Below are 24,429 nucleotides of genomic sequence, written 5' to 3'. Positions count from 1 at the left end.
CCCCCGTACGGCACGGCCCGGGGCGGGTGTGGCGGGTCGGCGACGGCCTGCCGCTCGCCGAGGCACTGCGCCACGCGGGCGAGGACGCCGGGCACGACCTCGTGCTGGCCGAACTGACCGGACGTACGCCACAAGAGGTGACCGCGCTCGCCGAGGCACTGCGCCACGCGGGCGAGGGCGCCGGGCACGACCTCGCGCAGGCCGGAGGTAGGCCACGAGAGGCGACCGGGCCGGGCACGCCGGCCGTGGTGCTGGTCGCGACGCCGGAGCACGCCGTACTCTGGCCCGCCCTGGCCCGCCAGGCGGGAGGGTCCGGGCAGGTGATCGGGTTACGCCGGTTCGACCGGCGGGCGCTCGCGCGGTGGGCGGACGAGGACGACATCGGCCTGCCCGGCGAGGCGGACCGGCAGGCCGTGCTCGCGGTCACCGGCGGCTGGCCGGCGCTGGTCGGCGACGTGGTGAAGGGCCTGACGGAGGGCGAGGGCGAGCGTGCCCTGGCGTCCTGCCGTACCCGGCTGGAGCGGTCTCCGGAGGCGTTCGTGCGTTCCACGGGCGTGCTGTCCGGCGCGGCCGTCGCCGCGGCGTGGCGGCTGCTGGCCGCGCAGACCGAGATCGCCGACAGCGCCGAGACGCTGGCCGGGCTGCTCGCGCTGGCGGGCGCGGACGAGCCGGGCCATCCGCTGTCGGAGGCGGCGCTGCGCGCCGAGGGCCACTCCTCCACCGCCGACCTGGTCGAGGTGCTGCGGATGCTCGGGGCGCTGGCGCCGGGCCCGGACGGCCGGCTGGAGCGCGAAGAGGTGCTGGCGGCCGCCACCCGGAGGCTGGGGCCGGCGGGGTGAGTTCCGATCTCCTCCTGCCGGTGCTGCACGCCGCCGCCAAGGTGGTGTTGTCGCGCCCCGCCCTGGCCGAGAAGGGGCACGACGTGGAGCGGTTCGCCGCCGACAACCGGGAGATGCTGCTCGACGCGCTGGTCAAGGTACCGGAACTGCGCGGACGGGTCCGCGCGGAGCTGCGCATCCGCCGCGACCAGCCGGACGCCCAGGCCCTGGCGACGCTCGTGCTCGCCGACGATGACGAGGTGGTGCGCGCCGCGCTGCGGCTGTCCGAGCACCTGGTCAGGGAGAGCCGCACCCAGCAGGTACGGCTGCGCCGCCACCAGGAGAAGCTGAGCGAGCTGCGGAGCAGGCTGGAGCGGGCCAACGGCCGCCACGAGCACACCCTGACCGGGCTGCGCACCACGAGCGCGGCCCTGGCCGACGCCGACAAGCGCGCCGAGGAGCTGGACATCCAGGTCTCGGCGTTGCAGCGGCGGCTGGGCGACCCGCGCACGGCGGCCTCCAGCCTGCTGGCCGCGTTGCAGGGCCATTCGGCGACCGAGCCGGCCGCGCTGCTCGAACGGGCCGCCGGGGCGGCCGGGATCTCCTCGCTGGAGCTGGTCACGGCCATCCAGGCGATCGTGTCCCCGCCGCAGGAGATCGCGGGCGACCGGGTCTCGGTCGTGCGCGAGCGCGCGCTGCGGGTGACGCCGCTGGGCGGGGACACCGAGATCGGCGGCTCGTGCGTGCTGGTGGAGGCGGGCGGCACCCGGCTGCTGGTGGACGCGGGGCTGCGTCCCGGCGATCCGGCGCGCCCGCCCCGCGACATCGACCGGGCGCTCACCGGGCCGATCGACGCGGCGGTCGTCACCCACGCGCACACCGACCACTGCGGGTACATCCCGGCACTGGTCGAGCGCTTCCCGGAGCTGCGGGTGATGGCGACCCCGGCCACGGTCCAGCTCATGCCGGCGATGTGGGCCGACTCGGCCAAGCTGATGATCCGCCGCGAGCGCACCTACCGGCAGTGGGGCGCGGACGGCGCGACGGCCCTGTACGGGCGGGCCGCGGTCGAGGAGGCCGCGCAGCGCTGCGAGGAGGTCCCGTACGGCAGGCCCCGGCAGGTCGGCGAGGTCACCCTGGAGCTGTTCCCGGCGGGTCACATCCTGGGCGCGGCCGGGGTCGTGGTACGCGCGGGCGACCAGCGGGTGGCGATATCCGGCGACATATCGGGGTTCAACCAGCGGACCGTGGACGGCTACCAGATCCCCGAGTCCGCCCGCGAGGCGGATCTGCTGGTGCTGGAGTCCACCTGCTGCGCCGAGACCCACGGGCCGCGCGAGGGCCGGGTGAACGACCTGGTCAAGGCGGTCGGCGACGTCCACGCGGCGGGCGGGCGGGTGCTCATCCCGGCCTTCGCGCTGGGCCGTGCCCAGGAGATCGCGCTGATCCTCCAGGACCGGCTGCCGCACGTACCGGTGCTGCTCGACGGCATGGCGGCCGACGTGGCGGCGGCGTTCGAGCGGGTCACCGCCGAAGGGCCCGCGCCGCTGCGCATCTTCCAGGGTTCGGTGTCGCGCGCCGACCGGCCGGCCGACCTGGATCGGTTCGTCTCGGGGGTGGTGATCACCACGTCCGGCATGATGACCGGCGGCCCGGCCGTGCAGTGGGCGGCGCGCATCCTGCCCGAGCCCAACGGCGCGCTGTTCCTGTCCGGCTACCAGGACGAGGAGTCCGGCGGGGCGCGGCTGCTGCGGCTGGCGGAGGACGGCGCGGCGTCGCTGACCCTCGACGACAACGGCGTGGAGCGCAAGGTGCCGATCCGGGCCAGGATCGAGATGATGCGGCTGTCGGCGCACGCCGACAAGCGGGGGCTGCTCGACATCGCCGACGAGGTCGCGGCCCGGGAGGTGATGCTGGTCCACGGGTTCTCGGCGCGGCAGCGGGAGTTCGCCAAGATCCTCAGTGTGCGGCGGCACTCCTCGGTGGCCTCCGGGGTGTGGGGAGAGCAGCGCCAGGAGTGAGAGATCAACGGCCGGTGCCGTGCACGACCGCGACCGGCTGGCCGGTGCCGTACAGCACGGCCTGGGTGGCCGCGCCGAGCGAGGGCGCGGCGGGCTCGCCCACCACGACCAGCGCGGAGTCCGTGGCGAGCGCGGCCAGGGCGCGGGCCGGTGGACGCTGGTCGATCCGGGTGCGCACCTGGACCTGCGGGTACCGTTCCAGCCACGGGGCCAGCAGCCGCTGGAAGCGGCGGCCGGTCTCGCGCCAGGTGTCCTCGCCCTCGGCGCAGGTCCGTACGACATGCAGCTCGCACCGCCGCAGGCACGCCTCCTCGAAGGCGAAGGCCACCGCTTTGGCGCCCGGCTCCTCCCCCACCCCCAGCAGCACGACGTGGCGGGGCGGAGCGGCCCCCGGCCCGACGACGATCACCGGGCCCGGCGCGTGCGAGGAGACGTAGACGGCCGTGGAACCGAGCTTCAGCCGGCCGTGGCCGCCGTTCACGCCCCGGGTGCCGAGCACCACGAGCTGCGCGGCCCCCGCGTCGGTGAGCAGCGCCCCCGCGGCCGTGCCGCGCTCCAGCCTGGGCCGCACCACGAGCCGCCCGGCCATGTCCTTGGCCAGTTCGACGCCGTGCCGCAGGATCAGCTCGGCCGACTGCCGTACGGCGGCGACCGCCACCGGGTCGTCCAGGAAGCCGGGGATGGGCACCTGCCAGGCGTGGTAGACGACCAGGGGGGCGTACCGGAGCTGGGCCTCCCGCACGGCCCACCGCAGCGCCGCCTCCCCGGCCGCCGATCCGTCGTAACCCGTCGCGACCGGCCTGCCGGGATCTTCGGTCCGCATGGACCCCCCTTTCGCAGCGTCCTACCTCCTAGCCTTGCCGGAAAGGGCGCCTTGCCCACCTTGCCGGGCATGATTCTTGGCCGCGGCGGCCCGCGAGCCCCGGCTAAGGGGTCGTCAGGGGTGAGTAGGGGATGGTCGGCGGCGCCGTTGTTCGTCACCATGGCAGTTACGAGGTGACGACCCGCGCGAGCGGGCCCGGCCGACGAGGAGTGCCTGCTCATGAAGAAGCACATCGTGCTCACCGCCCCCTCCGCCGACGACGGCACCCCGGACGGCCCGGTCGATGTGGTGCTGGAGGGCGGGCCCGCGCATCTGCCGCGGGGTCTGCGCGTCGAGCCGGGCGAGGCGGCGTCCGGCCGACTGAAGATCGCCAACGGCGCGGGCTACGAGCACTACGAGCGCGTCCGGGAGAGCGACGCCGGGCCCTGGGTGTTCCGCTGGATCATGCGGACCAGGATCGCCGAGTAGCCGGCGCGCTCGCGAGCCGGGCAGCGGCCCGCCTATCGTGAGATCGTGCATGCCCCCCGGATGAAGAGGTCCGCTTGATCGAGATCATCCTGCCCCCCACGGTGGTCGCGGTGGACACCACCGAAGACCCTGCCGACGCCCGCCTCTACCCCGAAGAGGAGGAGGTCGTCCGCAAGGCGGTCGACAAGCGCCGCAGGGAGTTCACCACGGGACGTACGTGCGCGCGGCAGGCCATGGGCCTGCTCGGCCTGCCGCCCTCGGCCATCCCGCAGGGAGTGCGCGGCGAGCCGGTGTGGCCCGCGGGCGTGGTCGGCAGCATCACGCACTGCGCGGGCTACCGGGGCGCGGTGCTCGGCCGTGCCTCGGACGTCGCCGCGATCGGCATCGACGCCGAGCCCAACGACAGGCTGCCGGACGGCGTGCTCGACGCGGTCACCGCCGAGGGCGAGCGGCGGGCGATCACCGAGGCGCTGCGTTCGCATCCCGGCGTCCACTGGGACCGGATGCTGTTCTGCGCCAAGGAGACGGTCTACAAGGTGTGGTTCCCGCTGGCCGGCCGGTGGCTCGGCTTCGAGGACGCGGAGGTCGTCATCAACCCGCTGACCGGCACGTTCGAGGCCCGGCTGCTGGTCGAGGGGCCTTCGGTGAACGGCGGCGCGCTGAGCCGGCTGACCGGCCGGTGGCTGGTGAAGAACGGGCTGATCCTCACCGCCATCGTGCTGGCGGCCGGGTAGCCGCGCTCCGCCGTCCGTCAGGTCAGGCCGGCTTCCGGCGGGCCGCCGCCGGGCCGCGGCACCGGTCGCTGACGGTCGGCGGGATCACCTGCGCGGTCGGCCTCGGAGCCCAGGCCCTGACCGACGGAGTGCCCGGCCCGGCCGCCTTCGGCACGCTCGGCTGGCTGGTCGCGGCGGTGGGGCTGGGCGAGGCCGTACGGGTCAGCCGCGCCCGGCTCGCCGACCTGGTGAACCGCAGGGTCACCGAGGAGCGCCTGCGCATCGCCCGCGACCTGCACGACCTGCTCGCGCACAGCATCACCGCGATCCACGTGCAGGCCGGTGTGGCCGCGCATCTGGTCGGCGAGCGAGACGGGCGGGCCGACCCGGAGACGGCGGTACGCGCCCTGGCCCGCCATCGTCCACGCCTGCGCGCAGGCCAGGGCCGAACTGCGGGCCACCCTGGAGGTGCTGCGCTCCCCCGGCCCGGACACCGGCTCCCGGCAGCCGGTGCCCGCGCTGTCCCGGCTGCCGTCCCTGGCCGGTCCGGTACGCGCCGCCGGGATCGAACCGGACTTCCGGACCACCGGCGAGCCGCGCCCACTGCCCCCGGCACCGAGGTCGCCGTCTACCGGATCGTCCAGGAGGCACCGACCAACGTGGTCAAGCACGCCTCCGCCACCCGGGTCACCGTCGCGCTGGACTACCGCGCGGACACTCTGACGCTCGCGGTGACCGACGACGGGCACGGCGCGGCCACCGCCCCGGTACCCGGCCACGGCTTCATCGGCATGATGGAACGCGCCCGCGCGGCGGGCGGCAGCCTGTCGGCCGGTCCCCGCCCGGGCGGCGGCTTCGCGGTCACCGCCGAACTCCCCGCGGACGCTTCCCCGGTCCTGGCACAGGAAGGCGGTCATCGATGATCCGGGTACTGCTCGCCGACGACCAGGCGCTGATCCGGGGCGCGTTCACCATGCTGGTGGGCTCCGCGCCGGACATCACCGTGGTCGGTGAGGCGACCAGTGGCCGCGACGCGGTCGCCCTGGCCCGTGAGACGCGCGCCGACGTGGTGGTGATGGACATCCGTGTGGTGGCCGCGGGCGAGGCCCTGCTGTCCCCGGGCCCCACCGCCACGCTGATCGCGCACTTCCTGCGGACCCCCGAGCCCTCCCCGGCGGCCCACGTGGTGAACACGCTCACCGACCGGGAACGCGAGGTGTTCACCTTGATCGCCCGTGGGCTCACCAACGGGGAGATCGCCGAGACGCTCGTGCTCAGCCCCCTCACCGTCAAGACGTGCGTGAGCCGGATCATGACCAAGCTGAACGCCCGCGACCGGGTCCACCTCGTCATCGCCGCCTACCAGGCCGGCCTGGCGGCCCCGGTCCCACCGGCCCCGGAGGGCGTCAGCCCGACGCGTTCATCGACTCGCCGAGCCTGGCGGTGACGGCGTCGAGTTCGCCGTCCAGCTTCGATGCCGTGCCGGTGAGCTCGGGGCCGCCGTGGCCTTCGCGGGCCAGGTCCTCGACGCGGCGGCACAGCCGGGCCGCGACGAGCTCGCCCACCGTGGCGCAGGTGCCCGCCAGGCGGTGGGCGAGGGCCGCGGCCTTGGGCAGGTCGCCGGCCGCCACGGCGTCGGCGAGGTCCCGGCGTACGGCGGGCACGGTGGCGGCGAACGCCTGCGCGATGTCCGCCAGGTCCTCCGGCGTCAGCCCGTCGATCCCGGCCGGGCCCTGCTCCGCCGCGGCTTCGGATTCGGCGTCCTCCGCCAAAGGTTCGGCGTCCGCCTCCGGAGGCTCGGCCTCCTCCTGCTCGATCCAGGTGGGGATGCGGGCCAGGACGTCCTGCCAGTCGACCGGTTTGGGGAGGTGGTCGTCCATCCCGGCGGCCAGGCAGCGGGCGCGGTCGGCGGGGCTCGCGGCGGCGGTCATCGCGATGACCGGCGTACGCCGGTGCGGGCCCTCCTCCCGGCGCAGCCGCTCGGTGGCGGCCAAGCCGTCCATCACCGGGAGCTGGCAGTCCATGAAGACGAGGTCGTAGTCGCCGGACAGCACCATCCGGAGCGCCTGCGGCCCGTCGCCCGCCACCTCCACCCGGTGGCCCGCCTTCTCCAGGACCAGCCTGGCCACCTGGCGGCTCACCTCGTCGTCCTCGGCGACCAGGATCGTGGCCGGGGCGGCGGGCGCGGCGGTGAGCTCGTCGGCCACGGGGGTGCCCCGCGCGGTGAGCAGGGCGTTCTCCACGGCGGCGAGCAGCCGGCGGCGGCTGGCCGGACGGGTGACCGACTGGACCGAGCGGTCGCTGCCGTTCGGCGCGGACGGCCACTCGTGCCGGGTACGGCCGGGCGCGATCAGCACGATCACCCCGGTCGCGGCGAACAGCGGGTCGGACAGCACGGCGTCGGCGAGCGAGCCCTCGTCCTCGTCGGCCGCCACGGCGTTCATGTCAAGGTCGATCACGGCCAGGTCGTAGGGGGTCCCGGCCTCGGCGGCCCGGCGCAGCGCGGCCAGGGCGCCGGGGGCGACCGCCGCCTCGTCGGTCCGCAGGCCGGCGCCGCTGAGGATGCGCGCGGTCAGCACCCGGTCGTCCGGCGTGCCGTCCACCACCAGCGCCCGGCGGTCGCGCAGCGCCTCCATCTCGGGGGGCGCCCAGGTGATCACGTCCAGCGGCACGGTGACCCAGAACCTGCTGCCGACGCCCTCCACGCTGTCCAGCCCGATGTTGCCGCCCATCAGCTCGGTGAGCTGGCGGCCGATGGCCAGGCCCAGGCCGCTGCCGCCGGTGCGGCGGGTGATCGGCGAGTCCACCCGGCGGAAGATGTCGAAGACCTGCTCGCTGTCGGCCGCGCCGACGCCCACGCCGGTGTCGGTCACGGTGAACCGCAGCACCGCGCGGACGTCGCTGATCCTCCGCTCCAGGCCCACCTCCAGGCGCACGCCGCCCTGGAAGGTGAACTTCAGCGCGTTGCCGATCAGGTTGCTGATCACCTGGCGCAGCCGTACCGGATCGCCCGCCACGTGCTGCGGCACGTCGTCGGCGAGGTCGAGGGTGAGCCAGAGCCCCTGCCGGTAGGCGTGCGGGGCGAGCGGCGCGATCAGCTCGTCACAGAACCTGGGCAGGTCGAACGGCACGGTGGAGACTTCCAGGTGCCCGGCCTCGATGGTGGACAGGTCGAGGAAGTCGTCGAGCAGGCGCAGCAGGTTCTGCGCCGAGTCCTGGGCGGTGCTCACGTAGTGGCGCTGCTCGTCGTCCAGGCGGGTGCGCAGCAGCAGGGAGTTCATGCCGAGCATGCCGTTGATCGGGGTGCGGATCTCGTGGCTGACCTTGGCCAGGAATTCCGACTTGGCCTTGGACGCGCTCACCGCCACATCGCGAGCGGCGGCCAGCGCGTCGGCGTAGACGGCCAGCGCGCGCTGGGCGCGGCGGCGGTCCCTGGTGGTGTGGATCTGCAGCGCGAGCCCGGCCAGCAACATCAGGGCGACCAGCGCGGCCACGGTGAGCAGGCTGGTGCGCAGCCGGTCCGCGGACGACAGGGCCTCGGCGGAGGGCACTTCGGCGGTGACCGTCCAGCCGATGCCGGGGATCGGCTCGGAGGCCGAGAGGACCGGCCCGTCGTACCCGATGTAGTCGGTGGACCACCGGCGGCCGGCCAGCGCGGCGTCCACCCGGGGGTCCTCGCGCAGCGAGGTCAGCCCGACCAGCTTGCGCCCGTAGTCGGCGACCAGCACGCCCGCCTGGTCGGTGATGAGCAGCCGGATGCCCTGGGCCCTGGCCGCCTCGTAGGTGAAGTCCTGGATGGCCTCCAGGCTGTAGACGACGACGAGGATGCCGGCGATGCCGATGCCGCCCGCCTTCGGCACCGGCGCGGCCACGGCCACCGCCCGGATGCGCCCGCGCGGGGGCGTGTACGCCTGCGACACGTACGCCTGGTTGCGGACCAGGACCGCCTGGTACCAGTCGGTGGCGGTGAAGTCCTGCGGAAGCCCGCCGGGCGGCGCGGCCCCGATCGTGTAGCCCTCCGGATCGATCAGGATCACGCCCGAGACGCCGGAGCGCAGTTGCCGCAGTTCCTCGCGGTAGCCGGCCACGGCCTTCTGCACGTCGGGGCGCGGCGCCCGCCCGGCGTGTACCCCGCCCGCCGAGGAGGTCACCACACCGGCGATCTCCGGCCGCTGGGCGAACGCGCTGACCAGTTGTTTCAGCGACAGCATCTGCTGGTCCACCACGACCCTGCTCACCGCGGCGGTGATGCCCACCCGCTCCCTGACCTCGTCGCTCACCGCGTCTTCCGAGAGCTGGACGCTGGACGAGGTCAGCAGCCCGAGCGGCAGCAGCCCGAGCAGGAGCCACATGACGATGACGGCGAGCAACCAGTTTCGATAGTTGTCGTCGTCGATGCCCTGTGAATCCTGTGGGACCTTGGCAACGCGTCCGCCGGTGACGCGTGTCCTGGTACGGTGCGCCGAGCGGCTCGAACGTCGAAAGACCAGTGTCCTCACCTCCCCCCGAGGCTGTCGGGGTCCGATATTAGGCGGATCGGATCGGAGGGGCGGGTCAGGGTGAGCAGAACGAACTAAAGCCCCAAGCAATAACATCGATATACATAAGATGACACGATCGAAAAATAGAAGGTCCAGTCCCTTCACCTGGATGCGGCGATGACGATGACCATCGGAACTCCCCCCGGCTCGAAGGACATCACGGTCCTCATCGTCGATGACGATCCCGTCGTCACGACCGCGCTCAAGGCACAGGTCAATCGTGTTCCGGGATTCAAGGTGATCGGGGTCACCCACACCGGCCGCGCCGCGCTGGCCGCCGTGCCCCGCCTCGTCCCCCGGCTGGTGCTGCTCGACCTGTACCTGCCCGACCTGCCGGGCCTGGAGGTCGCGCACCAGCTCAGACGGCCCAACCAGCCGTCCACGGACGTCATCGTGATCTCCGGCAGGAAGGAGTCCGGCGCGGTACGGGCCGCCATGCAGCACGGCGCGCTGTACTACCTGGTCAAGCCCACCAGGATGGGCACCCTGGAACAGACGCTCACCCGGTACGCGGCGGCGGTCGACCAGTTCTCCGCCACCGAGGCCACGGTGGACCAGGAGGAGATCGACCGGATCTTCCGCTCGCTGCACATGGACCAGGTCGCCCGGCCCAAGAGCATCTCCCAGGAGACCGAGCACGCCGTGCTGGGCGCGCTGGAGTCGGCCGGGGCGGACCTGTCGGCGAACGAGGTGGCCCAGTCGATCGGCATCAGCCGGGCCACCGCGCGGCGCTACCTGGAGTACCTCTCCGAGCGCGGGCACGTCGAGGTCGGGCTGCGGTACGGGCCGAAGGGGCGGCCGCAGCACAGGTACTGGATACGGGTGACGTGAGGCGGGCGAGGCTCGCCGCCGGCGTCGTGCGCGCCGCGCTCGCGGCCGTGGCGGCGGCGCTGCTCGGCACGGCCTGCACCGAGCCGACGGTGGCCCCGGGCTTCCCCGACGAGTCCACCAGGCAGCGCATCGAGCGGCGCGGGGTGCTCACCGTGGGCATCAAGTTCGACCATCCGCTGTTCGGCTTCAAGGACCCCACCAACGGGCGGATCACCGGCTTCGACGCGGATCTGGCCCGCCTGGTCGCCAAGGACCTCACCGGCAGCGAGCGCAACGTCCGGTTCATCGAGATCATGCCGCGCGACCGGGAGAAGTTCATCCAGCAGGGCCTGGTGGACATGATCGCGGCCACCTACTCGATCACCCCGCAGCGGGCCGCGGAGGTCGGTTTCACCGACCCGTACTACTACGCCGACCAGGACATCCTGGTCCGCGCGGACGACACGAGCATCAGGGGCGTGGACGACCTGGCGGGCAAGAGGGTCTGCACGGCGGCCGGCTCAACGTCCGAGAACCAGTTGCGCGCCCGCGCGCCGCGCGCCCACCTGGAGATCGTCAACTCCTACAGCGAGTGCACCCACGCGCTGGTGTCCGGCCGGATCGACGCGATCAGCACCGACGACAGCATCCTGCTCGGGCTGATGAGCCTGCGCCCGGACAGCGTGCGGCTGGTCGGCCGGACGTTCGGCAGGGAGCTGTACGGCATCGGCGTACGCCGCGAGGACCACGACTTCCGGCGGTACCTCAACGGGCTCATCACCCAGTACCTGCGCGACGGCCGATGGGACCGGGTCTTCCGCGACACCATGGGCATCGCGGGCGCCGACCCCGACCGCGCCAAACCGGCCCGCTGAGCGACCTGGGGGCGGTCGCGGCATCGGCCGACATGGGGACCGGCTCTGATTACGGGCGGCGACACGGCGGTACCATCACGGCACCGGACCAACCGGAGGGAGGGCGTCAACGTGGCCGCCATCACCGCCATCGACCTGACCCTGGTGACCGGCGTCGTCTTCGACGCCGACGTCATCACCGACACCGCGCGCATCCACGCCGCGGCCTGGAAACGGGTGTTCGACCCGTTCCTGCGAGGGCGCTCGGCGCCCTTCGACATCCGGGCCGACTACCTGCGGCACGTAAACGGCCGGCCGCGCCTGGACGGCGTGCGCACGTTCCTGGCCTCAAGGGACATCACCCTCCCTGAGGGCGACCCCGGCGACGAGCCCGGGGCGGCCACCGTACACGGCCTCGGCCTGGCCAAGGACCGGCTGTTCGCCGCCGAGGTCGAGCGGTACGGCGTGGCCGCGTTCCCGTCGTCCGTCGCCCTGCTGCACGAGCTGCGCCGGCGCGGCTGCCGCACCGCCGTGGTGTCGGCGAGCCGGCACTGCCGTACGACGATCACCTCGGCGGGGCTGGCCGGGCTGTTCGACGCGCTGCTGGACGGCAACGACGCGGCCGGGCTCGGCCTGCTGGGCACACCGGACCCGGCGATGTACCTGGCGGCGGCCCGGCACCTCGGCACGCCCGCGGAGCGCGCGGCGGCCGTGGACGACGCGCCGGCCGGCGTGACCGCCGGGCGCAGGGGCGGCTTCGGGCTGGTCGTCGGCGTGAGCCGGACGAACACGCCGGACGTGCTGCGGGCGAGCGGAGCCGACCTGGTGGTCGCCGATCTGTCCGACCTCCCCGTCCACGGCCGGGTCCCCGCGGGTCCCCTGACCCGCCCCCGGGCCTTCGGGGTCAGTAGGCGATGAACCGGTCGAGCGGCGCCTCGTCGCCGTTGCGCTGGAGGCCGCCGGTGGCGGCGCGTTCGCGGCCTCGGCGGCGGGGCGGTCGGCGGAGAGTGGACGGCGCGTGGCTCATCCACTCTTCGCGAACCTCGACCGCGTGATCCCAACGAGAAATACAGCGGAAAAAGCCGTCAGGGCCCTTCGGGGTCGACGGCGTCGCGGTCCGCCCAGAAGGGGTCGAGCAGTTCGCGGATCCGCTCCGCGCCGACCTTCTCCACCAGTTCCAGCGCGACGACGTTGTCCAGCAGTTGCTCTTCCTTGGTGACCCCGAACAGCACGCTGGCGATGGCCGGGTGGGTCAGGCAGAAGGCGACGCACAGCCGGGCCGGGGTGGCGCCGAGGTCGGCGGCCACGCGGGCGATGCCTTCGGCCGACTCCATGATCTTGCTGCGCACGTCGCCAGGGTCGCGCCCGATGGGGCGGGTCGGGGTCAGCCGCCCGGCCAGGATGCCGCCCTCCATGACGTCGGACGCCTGGAGCCCGATGCCCAGCTCCCACAGTTCGGCGAACGGCTCGCCGTCGGCGATTGTCCGGCGGCACGGGCTGTACTTGAGCTGCGCGAACTGCGGCCCCGGCGACCCGCCGGAATGGGCGTGCCGGCGGATCTCCAAGATCGTGGAGGTCGACCAGTTGTTGACGCCCCACCAGCCGATCAGGCCGTCGGCCTCCAGCGCGGCCAGGTCGAGCGCGAGGCGCTGGAGGTTGACGCGGTCGCTGCGGATGTCGCCGAGCACCGCGACGTCGGCGCGGTCCGCGCCGACCCGGAACAGCGCGTTCTCCAACTGGGCGCGCAGCGGGCGCTCGGGGTAGCCGTCCAGCCAGAGCTTGGTGGACAGCAGGTACTCGTCGCGCTTGATCCCGGCGGCCCGCACCATCGCCGAGAACAGCACGTCGGTGAACACCGGCGGGTAGCCGGGCATGCTGTAGACGCCGACATCGAACAGGTTGATGCCGAGGTCGACGGCCTTGCGTAACATCGCGACGGCGTCGCCGAAGTCCATCCGGTCGTACGTGTGCCATGACCCTAAGGACAGGACGGAGGCCAGCGGGCCGTCCCCTCCGAGGCGGCGGATCGGAATCGTCGTGCTCATCTGGGTTCCGTTCGTTCGGTGATCGAGTTCGTTCGCTGATCAAGAGAGGCCGGGCTGCACCACGGCCTTGACCTGCTCCAGCCGGGACATCGCGGCGAGCGCGTCCGAGGCTCCGGCGAGTCCGACCGGCTCGCTGAACAGTTCGTCCCACGCGAAGAAGGAGCGGAATTCGCGCAGGAACTCGATGGCCCGGTGGTAGTCGGAAATGTCGCCGTTGAGCGAGCCCAGCACGGCCAGTTGCTTGCCCATCACCGTCCCCAGCGGGACCGGGTCCGGGCGCGGGCCCGTTGTACCCACCACCACGTACTTGCCGCCCCAGGCGGCCATGTCCACCGCCTCGGCCGCCACGCCGGGCGCGCCCGCCATGTCGAGCACGAGGTCCGCGCCCCGGCCGTCGGTGGCGGCCATCACCTCGGCCACCCGGTCGGCCGGCTCGCCGGACAGGCCGATCGTGACGTCGGCCCCGAACCTGGTGGCCAGGTCGAGCCGGGCGGCGGGCGCGCCGACGGTGATGACGACGCCCGCCCCGGCCGCCGTGGCCAGGGCGGTGGCGACCAGGCCGAGCCCGCCCGCGCCCTGGATCACGACGTTCGCGCCCGGGCGCAGGCCGCCGGCCCGCTCGAAGGCGTGCACGACGGTCTTGACCGCGCACCCGGACGCCGCCGCCCACGTGTCCGCCACGTCGTCGGGCAGCAGGAGTTTCTGCGACGTGGCGGCCACATAGGCGTGCTCGGCCAGGCCGCCCGTGGCGTACGGCCAGGCGTCGGCCCGCTGCATGAAGCCGTAGCCCCGGTTGGCGCAGGCCACCGGCTCGCGCAGCACCGTGCAGCCGTGGCAGTGCCCGCAGGTGGACTCCGACCAGCCGATCCGGTCACCCACCTTGATCGGCCGGCCGAGCGCGTCGCGGGTGTCCTCGCCGTGCGCCACCACCCGGCCGACCATCTCGTGCCCGAGCACCAGCGGGAGCATGCCGGGGAACGACATGGCCCCGCTCCACAGGTGGACGTCGGTCGCGCACAGCGTCGCGCAGGTGACCTCGACGACCGCCGCGCCGGGCGCGCATTCGCCGGGCAGCGGCAGTTCCTCGATGACCAGCGGTTCGCCGTGGGCGCGCAGCACCGCCGCCCGCGTCGTGGCGGGGATCGTGCCGGGGGGTGTCATGCGGTCTCCTCCGATCGTCATCTGGCCGCGGTGGCGGTGTCCCATACCTCGTGGCGGCTGCGCCACCAGAGCAGCGCGAGCATCACCAGGAACGGCAGCACCCCGCGGTAGGCCTGTACGGCCTCCAGCGAGGCGGCCGCGCCCTCCAGGCAGCCGAGCAGCAGTCCGCCCGCCAGTGTCAGCCACAGGCTGTGGAACGCCCCGATCATGGCCACCGCCAGCGCCGTGGTGACCAGGTTGCCCAGGGTGGAGAAGTCGCCGCCCAGGCGCGGCGCGACCAGGACGATCACCAGCGTGGTCAGCGCCCCGATGCCGGTCCAGACGGCCAGCGCGAGCCGTGGGGCGGGGATGCCGACCACCTCGGCGGTGGCCGGCCGTTCGGAGATCGCCTGGAGCCGCAGGCCGAACATCGTGCGGCCGAGCAGCAGCGTCACCCCGACGGTGATCAGCACCGCCAGGGCCAGCGAGACCAGCGCGGCCTGCGGAACCACCACGTCGCCCACCACGAACGCGGGCGCGTCGAAGGGCTGCGGGAAGCGCCGCGCGCCCGTGGTGACGCTGCCGAACAGCCGCAGTCCGAGCGCCATCAGCGCCACGTAGACGGCGACGGTGACGGCGGCCTTGGTACGCAGCGCGTGCGCGCCGAACCAGCGGACCAGGCCCGCGCCGAGCACCGCGGACAGCAGCCCGCCCGACACCGCCCCGACGATGAGGGCCGGCCAGACGTTCAGACCCGCGTCGGTGAGCGAGGCCATCACGAACGCCCCCATCGCCCCGATCACGGCCATGGCGAAGTTGACCACCGCGGCCAGCCGATAGGTCAGCACGATGGAGAGCCCGAGCAGCGCGTATACGCCGCCGCTCGTCAGGCCCGCGACCACTGATCCGAGCATGTACGCGCCCCCTTCCCGAGGTGCAGGTAGGTGCCGAGGGCTAGTTCTTGCCGGGGACGATGAAGCCCTCGGGAAGCACCTTCCAGGCGCCACCCTCGGCCTTGACGAACCGGCTGCCCTCGATCGGGTTGTGCGCCTGCCCCGGGCCGAACACCCACGGCGTGCCCACGAGCGGGTAGTTGATCGGCTGCATGGACTTGAACGCCTTGGTCACCGACTCGCGGTTGATCTCGCCCTTGATGCCCTTGAGCACCTGGACGAACACGTCCGCGGCCATCACCGCGCCCTGGCTGAACGCGGTCTTCTGGATCTTGTTCGTGGTGACGAGCTGCGACCAGCGGTCATTGCCCGGCAGCGTCTCGTCGGTGTAGGGCTGCCACTCGGTGCCGACGTACGCCTTGAGACCCTCGGGGATGAGCTTGGCGTTGGCGTCGGTGTAGCTGTTGGCCATCATGATGAAGTCCACGTCGGTCATGCCCTGCGTCTTGGCCTGGGCGAACCACGGCCCCACCTGGGCGTTGTAGATGACCGCCTGGCAGCCGCCCGCCTTCAGCTTCACCAGGTAGGGGGTGGGGTCGCCCTGGCCGACCGAGGTGTCCTTGACGGTGAGGGACTTGCCGGTGAGGTCGGACCACTCCTTGATCGCGGCGTCGATGCCGCCGCCGCTGCCCGGCAGGACGGTGAAGGCCATGCAGACCTTGTCGTGCTTCAGCGTCTCGGAGGCGTAGTAGAGCAGCGCGGTCAGCAGCTTGAACGGGCCGGGGTTGACCGGCGCGATGTTGGGGCTGGTGAAGCAGGCCGGGTCGACGCCCACCGCGGGGATGGAAATGATGTTGCTCCGGCTGTACATGGTCCGGTTCAGCCCGCAGTCCACGGCGCTGGAGGAGCCCACGAGCGCCACGACGCCCTCGGAGTCGATCAGGGCGCGGGCGGCCTCGGTGGACCGCTGCGGGTTCATCGCGTCGTCCTTGCTGATCAGTTCGAGCTTGCGCCCGTTGATCCCACCGGCCGCGTTGACCTCCTCGAACACGGCCTTGACCGCGGGAGCGACCTCCGGGGTCTGGAACAGGCCGGTCATGCCGTTGATCGACCCCACCTTGATCGTGTCGGAGGCCGAGTTCCCGCCGGAGCAGGCGGTCACTCCTAATACGAGCATTGCGACCAAGCCGACCAGGCGTGCGTGCTTCATGCTGCCACTTCCTATGGCTGAAAATATCTAGGGCTGGACAGGGGCGGTATCAAGGAGCGGGACGTCCGCCGTGCCGAGGTAGGCGTCCCTGACGGCCGGGTTCTCCAGCACGTCGTGCGTCGGACCCGACGCGATGACGTGCCCGAAGTCGAGTACGGTCACCTGCTCACAGGCGGCCCGGACGAGTTGCATGTCGTGTTCCACCAGCAGGACCGACACCCCGAAGCGCTCGGGCACCTCGGCGAGCCTGCGGCCGAACTCCATGGACTCGTCCAGCGACTGCCCGGCGGCCGGTTCGTCGAGCAGCGCGACCCGCGGCCGGGCGGCGATGGCCGCGGCCACGTCGAGCAGCCGGCGGGTGCCCGCGTCGATGATGGAGACCGGCACGTCGCCGGGCGGGCAGCCGAAGAACTTCAGCAGCGCCTCGGCCTCGCCGCGGCCCAGCCGCCGGCCCGCGCTGATCATCAGGTACTCGTACTGCGTCAGCTCGGGCGCGATGGCCGTGGTCTGGAAGGTGCGGCGCAGCCCGCGGCGGGCCCGGACGCTGGGGCTGTCGCGGTCGATGGACCTGCCGTCCAGTTCGACCGTGCCCTGGTAACCGGAAAGGAATCCGGTGACGGCGGAGATCAGCGTGGACTTGCCCGCGCCGTTGGGGCCGATCAGCCCGACGACGCCGCGCTCGGGCACGGTGAGGTCCACGCCGTCCAGGGCCACGACCTCGCCGAAGCGGACGGTCAGCCCGCGTACGGCCAGACGGTCGCCGCGCCCGTCTCCGGCCGGGGGCGGTGGCGGCGGCAGGTCAGGTACGGCGGGGCGTTCGCGGGCCAGCAGCGCCCGCGCGTCCTTCTCCCGCTTCCTGGTCCTGGTGAAGTCGGTCTGGCTGAACCCGCTGCGCAGCGCGAAGATCGCCGCCACGCCGAACAGGATGCCGCCCACGTCCTGGGGCAGCCCGACGGTGTCCAGCAGCGTGGCCATCACCGCGCCGAAGATGCCGCCCATGATGGCGCCCTCGGGGTGGTGCGGCCCGATCAGCACCGCCACCGCGAACATCGCCACCGACTGCATCATCGCGAAGTTGCTGGACACGACCGAGCTGAGCTGCCCGACCATCAGCCCGCCTGCGATGCCCGCGACGAACGCGCTGATCGCGAACGCGGCGAGCTTGCTGCGCGCCACCGAGATGCCGTGCGCGGCGGCGGCCTGTTCGGAGTGCCGCAGCTCGGTCCAGGAGCGGCCGAGCCTGGTCCGGTTGAACAGCGCTAGCCCGATCGCGATGAGCACGAAAACGATCACGGTGAGCACGAAGTAGCCCTGGTCGCTCTCGAACAGCGCCGGGCGTTGCAGGCTCTTGAACTCGCTGGTGCCGGGGAACTGGTTGGCGTTCAGCACGATGTCGGTGGAGACGCCGAAGCCGAGCGTGACGACCGCGAGGTTCACCCCGCGGATGCGCAGCGCGGGCAGCCCGATCGCCACCCCGACGGGCACCGCGGCCAGCCCGCCGAGCACCAGCCAGAGCAGGAAGCCGCCGGGCGCGTCTTCGAGGTTGAGCCAGAGCACGATCCACGCGCCGATCGCCGCGAAGGACATCTGGCACAGGGACATCACCCCGGCCCGGCCCACGATGACGCCGAAGCTCTGCATGAGCACGGAGCTGACCATGGCGGCGATCGCCAGGTAGATCCAGTACGGCGGGAGCGCCAGGGGCAGCGCGACGCACGCCGCCAGGGCGAGGAGCAGCCCGATCCCCCAGGGACGAAGCTCGCTGACGTTCACCGGGCCTCGCCTTCCGCCGCGACCTTCTCCGCGGTGTCGTCGTGCTCTGCGGGATCTTCGGCGGTGCCGAAGTAGTACTGCTTGAGCAGGTCGTCATCGCCCGCCAGGTCGGCGCACGGCCCCTCGAACACCACGCGGCCCTTGCGCAGCACGTACGCCCGGCTGCCGATCTCCAGCGCCAGGTGCGCGAACTGCTCGACCAGCAGGACCGCGATGCCGAGGGAGGTCAGCTCGCGTACCGCGCTCATCAGCCGGCGGACCACCACCGGCGCGAGGCCGAGCGACATCTCGTCGATGAGCAGCACCTTGGGCTCGCCGAGCAGCGCGCGGGCCAGGACGAGCATCTGCTGCTCGCCGCCGGACAGGTGCCCGGCGCCCAGCGCGCGCCGCCGTTCCAGCTCGGGGAAGAGCCGGTAGGCGGTGCCGAGGTCGCCGTTGCCGGTCCTGGCCACCAGCAGGTTCTGCTCGACGGTGAGGGACCTGAAGACCGTGCGGGCCTGTTCGGCGTAGCCGAGCCCGGCGTGCGCCCTGCGGTAGGTGGGCAGCCCGGCGATGGCCTGGCCGGCCAGGCCGATCGTTCCGGAGGTGGTCTTCGCCAGCCCGGCGATGCCGTCCAGGAGAGTGGTCTTGCCCGCGCCGTTCGCGCCCAGCAGCACGGTGACGGCCTCCGGCTGGACCCCGAGCGTGACGTCGTACACGATTGGGACATCGCCCCTGGCGACACTTATGTCACGCACATCGAGGATTTGTTCGGCCATCAAACACTCCCGGCGAACGCGGAGCGCAGCCCCACGATCGCCCGCCTATGGGCGTCGGCGGCCGGGGGCAGCTCGGTGGACAGCAGCCCGAAGAAGCCGTGGATCAGGCCGGGCATCCGGACCGCCTCGGCCTGCCCGCCCGCCTCGCGCAGCGCACGGGCGTAGTCCTCGCCCTCGTCGCGCAGCACGTCGTACTCGGCGCCCAGGACCAGCGCGGGCGGCAGCCCGGACAGGTCGGCGGCGCGTAGCGGCAGCAGGTAGGGGTCGTCGAGGTCGGCCGGGGACTTGGGATAGGTCGTGAAGAACCAGTCCATCGCGGACTTGCTCAGGAAGTAGCCCTCGGCGAAGTCGCGGTAGGAGGCGCGGCCGTCGTCGGGGTGGCCGAGCACCGGGGAGACCAGCAGTTGCCAGGCGATGGCGGGACCGCCCTGGTCACGGGCGCGCAGCGCGGTCACCGCGGCGAGGTTGCCGCCCGCGCTCTCCCCGCCCACGGCGATCCGTGTGGGGTCCACGCCGATGTCCTTGCCGCTGTCGTGGACCCACTGGAGTACGGCGTGGCAGTCGTCGGCGGCGGCCGGGAAGGGGTTCTCCGGGGCGAGCCGGTAGTCGGCGGAGACGACCACGGCCTCGGCGCCCGCGCAGAGCGTCCGGCAGGCGTACTCGTTCTCCTCGATGGAGCCGATCGTCCAGCCGCCCCCGTGGTACCAGACCAGGGCGGGGAACGGGCCGTCGCCCTCAGGGGTGTAGACGCGCACGGGAACGTCTCCCGCGGGGCCCCGAGCGACCGTCTCGGTGACGTGCCCGACCGGTGGCAGATCCTCGGGGATGGGCCACGCCGTGCGGAACTCCTCCCGCATCGCGGCCACGTCCGGCTGCGTGGCGGCACCGCCGGCGTCTGGGGCGAGAGGAATCCGATCGATGATGCGCCGTGCCTCGGGGTGCAGGGGCATCGTCACCTCCGGCTGCCCGGTGCCTTTTGTTCAGGCACAAATCGTATCTGATTCCATGTACGTTATGCGTAGGTAAACGGGGGTGTCCAGAGTGGAGGCCAAGATGTCACGAATGGGTTCCTGGGCCGACCTCGACTCGGCGGATCTTGTCATGACCGGCGGCAGAGTGCATACCGTGGACGCCGGCGACCGCGTCGCCCAGGCGATCGCGATCACCGCCGGAAGGATCTCCAGGGTGGGTGCCGATGAGGAGGTCGCCTGCCTCGTCGGCCCGCGCACACGGGTCGTACGGCTCGCCGGGAGGTCGGTGCTCCCAGGCATCAACGACTCCCATCTGCACGGTACGTGGCTCGGCCAGATGTGGCCCTCGTTGCTGATGGACCAGATGGCCGCGACCCCCGCCGCCGAACCGCCAAAGCAGCGCGTCCGGCTGGAGACCTCCGCCCAACGGCGGGCCGCGATCCTGCGCGCCTCCCAGCTCCTCACCCCGCTCGGCATCACCAGCTACACCGAACCCGGCCTCGGGCCCGGTGAGGACGACGGCCCGAGCGGGTGCTTCGGCTCCGCCGTCCTGCGAGAGTACGCCGATCTGGCCGCCGAGGGCAGACTGAACGCGAGAGTCACCGCGCTGATGTTGTTCGGCGAGCTGGACGGGGCCAGTTCACTGCCGGGCTTCCTGGCCGGACTGGACGGCTTCACCCCGCCCGGCGACATCCCCGGCTGGTTCCACGTGGCCGGCGTGAAGATCTTCGCCGACGGCATCCCGCCGATGGGCACGGCCTGGAACGACGAGCCGTACACCTCGGGCGGGCACGGCTCGCTGCTGGTGGAGGGCGCCGGCGACGAGGAGCGGGAGGCGGCGCTGATCGCCATGATCGGCGCGGCGCGGGCGGCCGGGCACCAGGTCGGCGTACACGCCACCGGCAGCAGGACGACCAGGACCGTGGTGAACGCCCTGGCCGCGAGCGGCGGCGGGGACCGGCACTACATCATCCACGGCGACCTGATCCACCCCGGGACCCTCGCCAAGATGGCCGCGGCCCGCATCGGCCTGAACACCCAGCCGGGGCTGGTGGCGACGGCGGGGGCCATGATGCGCGGCGCGGTGGGCGAGGAGGCGATGCGGCACGCCTGGCCGGTCTGCGACGCGCTGAGCGCCGGGGTGCCGCTGTGCCTCAGCTCCGACTCGCCGGTGCTGACCCCCGACTGGCGGTACGGCATGGCCGCCGCCCTCACCCGCCCCGAGCAGCGCCTGACCCTCGCCCAGGCGATCCGCGCCTACACGATGACGCCCGCCTGGCAGGACGGGGCCGACTCCTGGAAGGGCTCGCTGGAGGCGGGCAAGGTCGCCGACCTGTGCGTCCTTGAGACCGATCTGGCGGAGACCGACCCCGCGGCGATCCCGCAGGTGACGGTCTCCATGACCATGGTGGACGGGCGCGTCGTCCATGAGCTCTGAGTTATGGGGCCTCGGTGCCCCAGGAGGCGTCCGGGGCCACCACGTCGCGGTCGGCCCACAGGTCCGCGACGGCGGCGCGAAGTTCGTCACCGTGCCGGGCGAGCAGGTCGAGCGCGCCGAGGTTGTCGTCGAACTGCTCCCGGCGGCTCACCCCGACCAGCACGCTCGCGGTCGCCGGGTGGGTCAGGCAGTAGGCCACGGCGACCTGCGCCGGGGTGGCGCCGAAGCCGTCGGCGACCCGCTTGAGCGCGGGGAAGGAGTCGCGGATGCGCTCCCTGATCCCGCCGGGGTCGGCCCCGATCTTGCGTTCGGGGTTCAGCTTTCCGGCCAGGATGCCGCCCTCCAGCACGTCGGACGCCTGAAGGCCGAGCCCGTCGGCGAACAGCCCGCCGTACGGCTCGCCCTCCGGTACCGAGCGCCGCGCCACGCTGTACTTGAGCTGCGCGAACGACGGCGGCACCAGCCCCTCCGCGCGTGCGAAGCCGATGGCCAGGCGCAGATCGGCGGCCGACCAGTTGTTCACCCCCCACGAGGTGAACAGCCCGGCCGCGACCATCTCGGCCACGTCCGCCACCACCCGCCTGACGTCCAGCTCGCCGAAGAAGTCGCCGGCCACCACCATGTCGGCCCGATCGGTGCCGATCCGGCCGAGGGCGACCTTGAGCGCGTCGCTCAGCGAGGACGCCGGGTAGTCCCACAGCCAGAGCTTGCCGCACAGCAGGTAGTCCTCGCGGCGCAGCCCGGCCTCGGCGGCCACCCGGCCGAAGATCACGTCGGTCCGCGCGTTCTCGGCGTGCGGGCCGAAGTTGTAGTGGGCCACGTCGAACAGGTTCACCCCGTGATCGACGGCCGCCCGGACCAGCTCGACCGCCGCACCGGTCTCCATCCGGTCCCATGTGTTCCAGGATCCGAGGCCGAACACCGGGACCTCCGGTCCTGCCGCGCCGAGCCTGCGACGGGGCACCTGTCCTACGACTTCCACAGCCCACCTCCGGTGATGACGCGCGGCCCCGCGATGAATCCCGTGGGCCGCTGACGGAACAGCAAAAATCGTATAGCATTCCAAATATTTTCCACTGCCGGGCATGTCCAGGGAGTCCATGAGATGCCACCACAACCAGATCCCGTGACGCCGGCGGCGACCGCCGGGGTCGACAAGATCGCCGCCGTGGCCACCGGCTACATGGCCGCCAAGCAGCTCTTCGTGGCGGCCGAGACGGGCCTGTTCGCCGCGCTGGCGGACGGTCCCGCCACGGCGGCCGAGGTCGCCGAGCGCATCGGGCTGCCGCAGCGGACCACCCGCATCCTGGCCGACGCGATGACCTCCCTGGACCTGCTCACCCGCGACGACGGCCGGTACGCCAACACCGCCGCCACCGCCCGTCACCTCGCCGGCACCGGCGAGGACGTGGACCTGCGCCCCTGGCTCGCGTTCCTGGACCAGATCAGCTACCCGCACTGGCTGCGCTTCGGGCAGACCGCCCGCACCGACGCCCCCGTGCCGCTGGATCTGTCCGGCGACCGGATGAACACGTTCCTGTCCGGCGTGATGACCTACAACGCGCTGCACGCCAAGATGCTGGCCCAGAACTACGACTTCACCCGGCACGCCAAGGCCCTCGACTTCGGCGGCCTGTCCGGCGCGTTCCTCGCCGAGGCGCTGCGCGCCGCCCCCGGACTGCACGGCACGTTCCTGTCCGGCGGCGACCTGGCCGAGTACGCGCGCAAGTCGCTGGCCGAGGCGGGCGAGCGCGCCGAGGTGGTCACCGGCGACCTCCTTGAGGGGCCGGTGCCCGGCGGCTTCGACCTGGTCCTGCTCGAACACGTCGCCCACCGGTTCACCGCCGAGGACAACCAGCGCATCGCCGCACGCGCCCGGCAGGCCGCCGCCCCAGGGGCCCGGCTGCTGCTGCTCGACTTCTTCCTCGACGACGACCCGTTGCAGCGCGCCCTTGACGCCCTGCACGCGGGCGAGTATCTGGTGATCGACGGGACGGTCGTCTACTCGACGGAGGAGGTCGCCCGGTGGCTGCGCGAGGCGGGCTGGGAACCGGTGGAGACGCTGATCCTCGCGGGTTCCCCGCGGGTCCTGGTGGCGGAGGCGAATTGACTTCCCCCCTCCCTCGGAGGAAGGGGATTCCTGCTTCACCGCCGACCCGCTTGGCGAAGAAGTTCACGAACGCGGCCTGAAGGTGGCGCAGCGCCTGCCGCAACGGCACCGAGGACACCTCGGACAAAAACCGGTACTCCCCGCTGCGTTTCCATGCGGTCAGCATGGCCGACCAGGTAGGTCAGCCGACGGCCGTGCTGGACGTAGGCGCGGGTGCGTTCGTCCAGCGCCTTGTTGTAGACCAGGCGGACGCAGCCGAACGTCCGGGCAAGCTGTCCAGCCTGCTCGGGAGTCGGGTAGAAGCGGTACTTGTAGGCCCGCTTCACGAGCTGCGCCATGCCCCAGATCGTATCGCGCGATCACACAAGAATCGCGCGTGTGTTCGATATGCCGGTTTCGTCTGACAGCGAACCGGCTACTCCTGTCCTGCCGGGCAGGGGTCAGATTCCTCCCCGCCTGAAGACGGGGGTTTCCTCGGAGGTATCCCATGAGCGGCAGAGTGGTCTTCGTTACCGGCGCGGCGAGCGGGATCGGCCGGGCCGTCGCGGAGGCGTTCGCCGTGGAGGGCGAGCGCGTGGTGGTGGCCGACGTCGCGATGGAGGAGGCGGAGAAGGCGGCGGCGGCGTTCGGCGCGCTGGCCGTACGGCTGGACGTCAGCGACCCCGCCTCCGTCGAGGCCGCGCTGGACACCGTCTCCGACCGGCTCGGGCCGGTGGAGGTACTGGTCAACAACGCCGGCGTGGTCGCGGGCGGCGGCCCGCTGATCGACCTGCCGCACGAAATCTTCGACCGCGTGGTGTCGGTCAACCTGCGCGGCACCTTCAACGTCACCAAGGCGGTGGCCAAGCGGATGATCGAAGTCGGCATCGCGGGCCGCATCGTCAACATCAGCTCGATCGGCGCCCGCCAGCCCACCGCGGGCCTCGGCCACTACGAGGCCACCAAGGCCGGCGTGGACGCCCTCACCCGCACGGCGGCCCTCGAACTCGCCCCCAGCGGCATCCTGGTCAACGGCGTCGCCCCCGGCCCCGTCTACACCCCGA

The 24,429-nt window shown here is 72.6% G+C and carries 23 protein-coding genes and 1 pseudogene; 12 read left to right on the top strand and 12 right to left on the bottom strand.

Going from position 1 to position 24,429, the window contains the following annotated elements:
* Positions 1-839 (top strand): serine/threonine-protein kinase (locus C1I98_RS41335; RefSeq protein WP_497844636.1); only part of this gene is annotated, 839 nt, incomplete at its 5' end.
* Complete coding sequence (locus tag C1I98_RS12065) at positions 836-2,839, top strand: MBL fold metallo-hydrolase (RefSeq protein WP_111167255.1); 2,004 nt, start codon at positions 836-838, stop codon at positions 2,837-2,839. The genes C1I98_RS41335 and C1I98_RS12065, both read left to right, overlap by 4 nt.
* Positions 2,840-2,843: 4 nt before the next feature.
* Here C1I98_RS12065 and C1I98_RS12060 read toward each other — a convergent pair whose 3' ends face one another.
* Positions 2,844-3,662 carry a universal stress protein gene (locus C1I98_RS12060; protein ID WP_111167254.1) on the bottom strand — a complete coding sequence of 273 codons (819 nt, stop codon included), beginning with the start codon at positions 3,660-3,662 and terminating at the stop codon, positions 2,844-2,846.
* 219 nt (positions 3,663-3,881) lie between these two features.
* Between C1I98_RS12060 and C1I98_RS12055 the strand changes: the two genes are divergently transcribed.
* The 4 genes from C1I98_RS12055 (at position 3,882) to C1I98_RS12040 (ending at position 6,290) form a co-directional block, all read left to right on the top strand.
* Positions 3,882-4,130: a DUF5988 family protein gene (locus tag C1I98_RS12055; protein ID WP_111167253.1), complete on the top strand. Its 249-nt coding sequence runs from the start codon at positions 3,882-3,884 to the stop codon at positions 4,128-4,130.
* Positions 4,131-4,204: 74 nt separating this feature from the next.
* Positions 4,205-4,864: a 4'-phosphopantetheinyl transferase family protein gene (locus C1I98_RS12050; protein WP_111167252.1), complete on the top strand. Its 660-nt coding sequence runs from the start codon at positions 4,205-4,207 to the stop codon at positions 4,862-4,864.
* Positions 4,810-5,766, top strand: coding sequence for a sensor histidine kinase (locus C1I98_RS12045; protein ID WP_111167251.1), 957 nt, complete (start codon positions 4,810-4,812; stop codon positions 5,764-5,766). Before C1I98_RS12050 ends, C1I98_RS12045 begins: the two co-directional genes overlap by 55 nt.
* The gene (locus C1I98_RS12040; RefSeq protein ID WP_111167250.1) at positions 5,763-6,290 is read left to right on the top strand and encodes a response regulator transcription factor; all 528 of its coding nucleotides are present in this window, start codon (positions 5,763-5,765) and stop codon (positions 6,288-6,290) included. Before C1I98_RS12045 ends, C1I98_RS12040 begins: the two co-directional genes overlap by 4 nt.
* On the opposite strand, the gene C1I98_RS45005 is transcribed toward C1I98_RS12040, so the two are convergent.
* The gene (locus C1I98_RS45005) at positions 6,250-9,342 is read right to left on the bottom strand and encodes a hybrid sensor histidine kinase/response regulator (protein ID WP_267898040.1); all 3,093 of its coding nucleotides are present in this window, start codon (positions 9,340-9,342) and stop codon (positions 6,250-6,252) included. The genes C1I98_RS12040 and C1I98_RS45005 overlap by 41 nt on opposite strands.
* A gap of 159 nt (positions 9,343-9,501) precedes the next feature.
* Between C1I98_RS45005 and C1I98_RS12030 the strand changes: the two genes are divergently transcribed.
* From C1I98_RS12030 to C1I98_RS12020, 3 genes are all read left to right on the top strand, one after another.
* Positions 9,502-10,215, top strand: a complete 714-nt coding sequence (locus C1I98_RS12030) for a response regulator (RefSeq protein WP_225878828.1) — start codon at positions 9,502-9,504, stop codon at positions 10,213-10,215.
* A complete protein-coding gene (locus C1I98_RS12025) occupies positions 10,212-11,069 on the top strand; it encodes a glutamate ABC transporter substrate-binding protein (RefSeq protein WP_233507795.1) in 858 nt (285 codons plus the stop codon). Before C1I98_RS12030 ends, C1I98_RS12025 begins: the two co-directional genes overlap by 4 nt.
* 111 nt (positions 11,070-11,180) lie before the next feature.
* Positions 11,181-11,966, top strand: coding sequence for an HAD family hydrolase (locus C1I98_RS12020; protein WP_438672079.1), 786 nt, complete (start codon positions 11,181-11,183; stop codon positions 11,964-11,966).
* Here the strand turns inward: C1I98_RS12020 and C1I98_RS45000 are convergent.
* The 8 genes from C1I98_RS45000 to C1I98_RS11985 are packed head-to-tail and all read right to left on the bottom strand — an operon-like array spanning position 11,953 to position 19,817.
* Positions 11,953-12,075, bottom strand: coding sequence for a hypothetical protein (locus C1I98_RS45000; protein ID WP_267898039.1), 123 nt, complete (start codon positions 12,073-12,075; stop codon positions 11,953-11,955). The genes C1I98_RS12020 and C1I98_RS45000 overlap by 14 nt on opposite strands.
* Before the next feature lie 58 nt (positions 12,076-12,133).
* On the bottom strand, positions 12,134-13,093 hold the full coding sequence (locus C1I98_RS12015) for an aldo/keto reductase (protein ID WP_111167249.1): 960 nt from the start codon (positions 13,091-13,093) through the stop codon (positions 12,134-12,136).
* Between the two features lie 39 nt (positions 13,094-13,132).
* Positions 13,133-14,254: a zinc-binding dehydrogenase gene (locus tag C1I98_RS12010; protein WP_199536883.1), complete on the bottom strand. Its 1,122-nt coding sequence runs from the start codon at positions 14,252-14,254 to the stop codon at positions 13,133-13,135.
* Between the two features lie 17 nt (positions 14,255-14,271).
* Positions 14,272-15,147 carry a branched-chain amino acid ABC transporter permease gene (locus tag C1I98_RS12005; protein WP_111167248.1) on the bottom strand — a complete coding sequence of 292 codons (876 nt, stop codon included), beginning with the start codon at positions 15,145-15,147 and terminating at the stop codon, positions 14,272-14,274.
* 40 nt (positions 15,148-15,187) lie between these two features.
* Entirely contained in the window at positions 15,188-16,336 is a 1,149-nt protein-coding gene (locus C1I98_RS12000; protein WP_111167247.1) for an ABC transporter substrate-binding protein, read from the bottom strand.
* 27 nt (positions 16,337-16,363) lie between these two features.
* Positions 16,364-18,109, bottom strand: coding sequence for a branched-chain amino acid ABC transporter ATP-binding protein/permease (locus C1I98_RS11995; RefSeq protein WP_111167246.1), 1,746 nt, complete (start codon positions 18,107-18,109; stop codon positions 16,364-16,366).
* Positions 18,106-18,867, bottom strand: a complete 762-nt coding sequence (locus tag C1I98_RS11990) for an ABC transporter ATP-binding protein (protein WP_111167245.1) — start codon at positions 18,865-18,867, stop codon at positions 18,106-18,108. Before C1I98_RS11990 ends, C1I98_RS11995 begins: the two co-directional genes overlap by 4 nt.
* On the bottom strand, positions 18,867-19,817 hold the full coding sequence (locus C1I98_RS11985; protein ID WP_111167258.1) for an alpha/beta hydrolase: 951 nt from the start codon (positions 19,815-19,817) through the stop codon (positions 18,867-18,869). The genes C1I98_RS11990 and C1I98_RS11985 overlap by 1 nt, the downstream gene beginning before the upstream one ends.
* A gap of 103 nt (positions 19,818-19,920) precedes the next feature.
* Between C1I98_RS11985 and C1I98_RS11980 the strand changes: the two genes are divergently transcribed.
* Positions 19,921-21,276 (top strand): amidohydrolase, encoded by a 1,356-nt coding sequence (locus tag C1I98_RS11980; protein ID WP_111167257.1) that lies wholly within the window; start codon positions 19,921-19,923, stop codon positions 21,274-21,276.
* 1 nt (position 21,277) lies between these two features.
* On the opposite strand, the gene C1I98_RS11975 is transcribed toward C1I98_RS11980, so the two are convergent.
* Complete coding sequence (locus C1I98_RS11975; protein ID WP_111167244.1) at positions 21,278-22,258, bottom strand: aldo/keto reductase; 981 nt, start codon at positions 22,256-22,258, stop codon at positions 21,278-21,280.
* A 123-nt stretch (positions 22,259-22,381) separates the two neighbouring features.
* Here C1I98_RS11975 and C1I98_RS11970 point away from each other — a divergent pair, with 123 nt between their 5' ends.
* The gene (locus C1I98_RS11970) at positions 22,382-23,386 is read left to right on the top strand and encodes a methyltransferase (RefSeq protein WP_111167243.1); all 1,005 of its coding nucleotides are present in this window, start codon (positions 22,382-22,384) and stop codon (positions 23,384-23,386) included.
* 46 nt (positions 23,387-23,432) lie between these two features.
* On the opposite strand, the pseudogene C1I98_RS11965 reads toward C1I98_RS11970, so the two are convergent.
* Positions 23,433-23,724, bottom strand: a pseudogene (locus tag C1I98_RS11965) (helix-turn-helix domain-containing protein); the annotation flags it as partial.
* 149 nt (positions 23,725-23,873) lie between these two features.
* On the opposite strand from C1I98_RS11965, the gene C1I98_RS11960 reads away from it, so the two are divergent.
* A partial coding sequence (locus C1I98_RS11960) for an SDR family NAD(P)-dependent oxidoreductase (RefSeq protein ID WP_111167242.1) occupies positions 23,874-24,429 on the top strand: 556 nt, incomplete at its 3' end.

Origin of the sequence: Spongiactinospora gelatinilytica, assembly GCF_003236385.1 — a bacterium.
Classification (GTDB): domain Bacteria; phylum Actinomycetota; class Actinomycetes; order Streptosporangiales; family Streptosporangiaceae; genus Spongiactinospora; species Spongiactinospora gelatinilytica.
Note: the sequence above shows the minus strand (reverse complement) of the source record. Positions and strands in the feature narration are given on the sequence as shown.

Coding starts and splice junctions, on each gene's coding strand:
- C1I98_RS12030 (WP_225878828.1), top strand. CDS start 9,502: ATGACGATGACCATCGGAACTCCCCCCGGCTCGAAGGACATCACGGTC.
- C1I98_RS12055 (WP_111167253.1), top strand. CDS start 3,882: ATGAAGAAGCACATCGTGCTCACCGCCCCCTCCGCCGACGACGGCACC.
- C1I98_RS11985 (WP_111167258.1), bottom strand. CDS start 19,817: ATGCCCCTGCACCCCGAGGCACGGCGCATCATCGATCGGATTCCTCTC.
- C1I98_RS12010 (WP_199536883.1), bottom strand. CDS start 14,254: ATGACACCCCCCGGCACGATCCCCGCCACGACGCGGGCGGCGGTGCTG.
- C1I98_RS45000 (WP_267898039.1), bottom strand. CDS start 12,075: ATGAGCCACGCGCCGTCCACTCTCCGCCGACCGCCCCGCCGCCGAGGC.
- C1I98_RS12000 (WP_111167247.1), bottom strand. CDS start 16,336: ATGAAGCACGCACGCCTGGTCGGCTTGGTCGCAATGCTCGTATTAGGA.
- C1I98_RS12060 (WP_111167254.1), bottom strand. CDS start 3,662: ATGCGGACCGAAGATCCCGGCAGGCCGGTCGCGACGGGTTACGACGGA.
- C1I98_RS12005 (WP_111167248.1), bottom strand. CDS start 15,147: ATGCTCGGATCAGTGGTCGCGGGCCTGACGAGCGGCGGCGTATACGCG.
- C1I98_RS11990 (WP_111167245.1), bottom strand. CDS start 18,867: ATGGCCGAACAAATCCTCGATGTGCGTGACATAAGTGTCGCCAGGGGC.
- C1I98_RS11980 (WP_111167257.1), top strand. CDS start 19,921: ATGTCACGAATGGGTTCCTGGGCCGACCTCGACTCGGCGGATCTTGTC.
- C1I98_RS12015 (WP_111167249.1), bottom strand. CDS start 13,093: ATGAGCACGACGATTCCGATCCGCCGCCTCGGAGGGGACGGCCCGCTG.
- C1I98_RS12040 (WP_111167250.1), top strand. CDS start 5,763: ATGATCCGGGTACTGCTCGCCGACGACCAGGCGCTGATCCGGGGCGCG.
- C1I98_RS11970 (WP_111167243.1), top strand. CDS start 22,382: ATGCCACCACAACCAGATCCCGTGACGCCGGCGGCGACCGCCGGGGTC.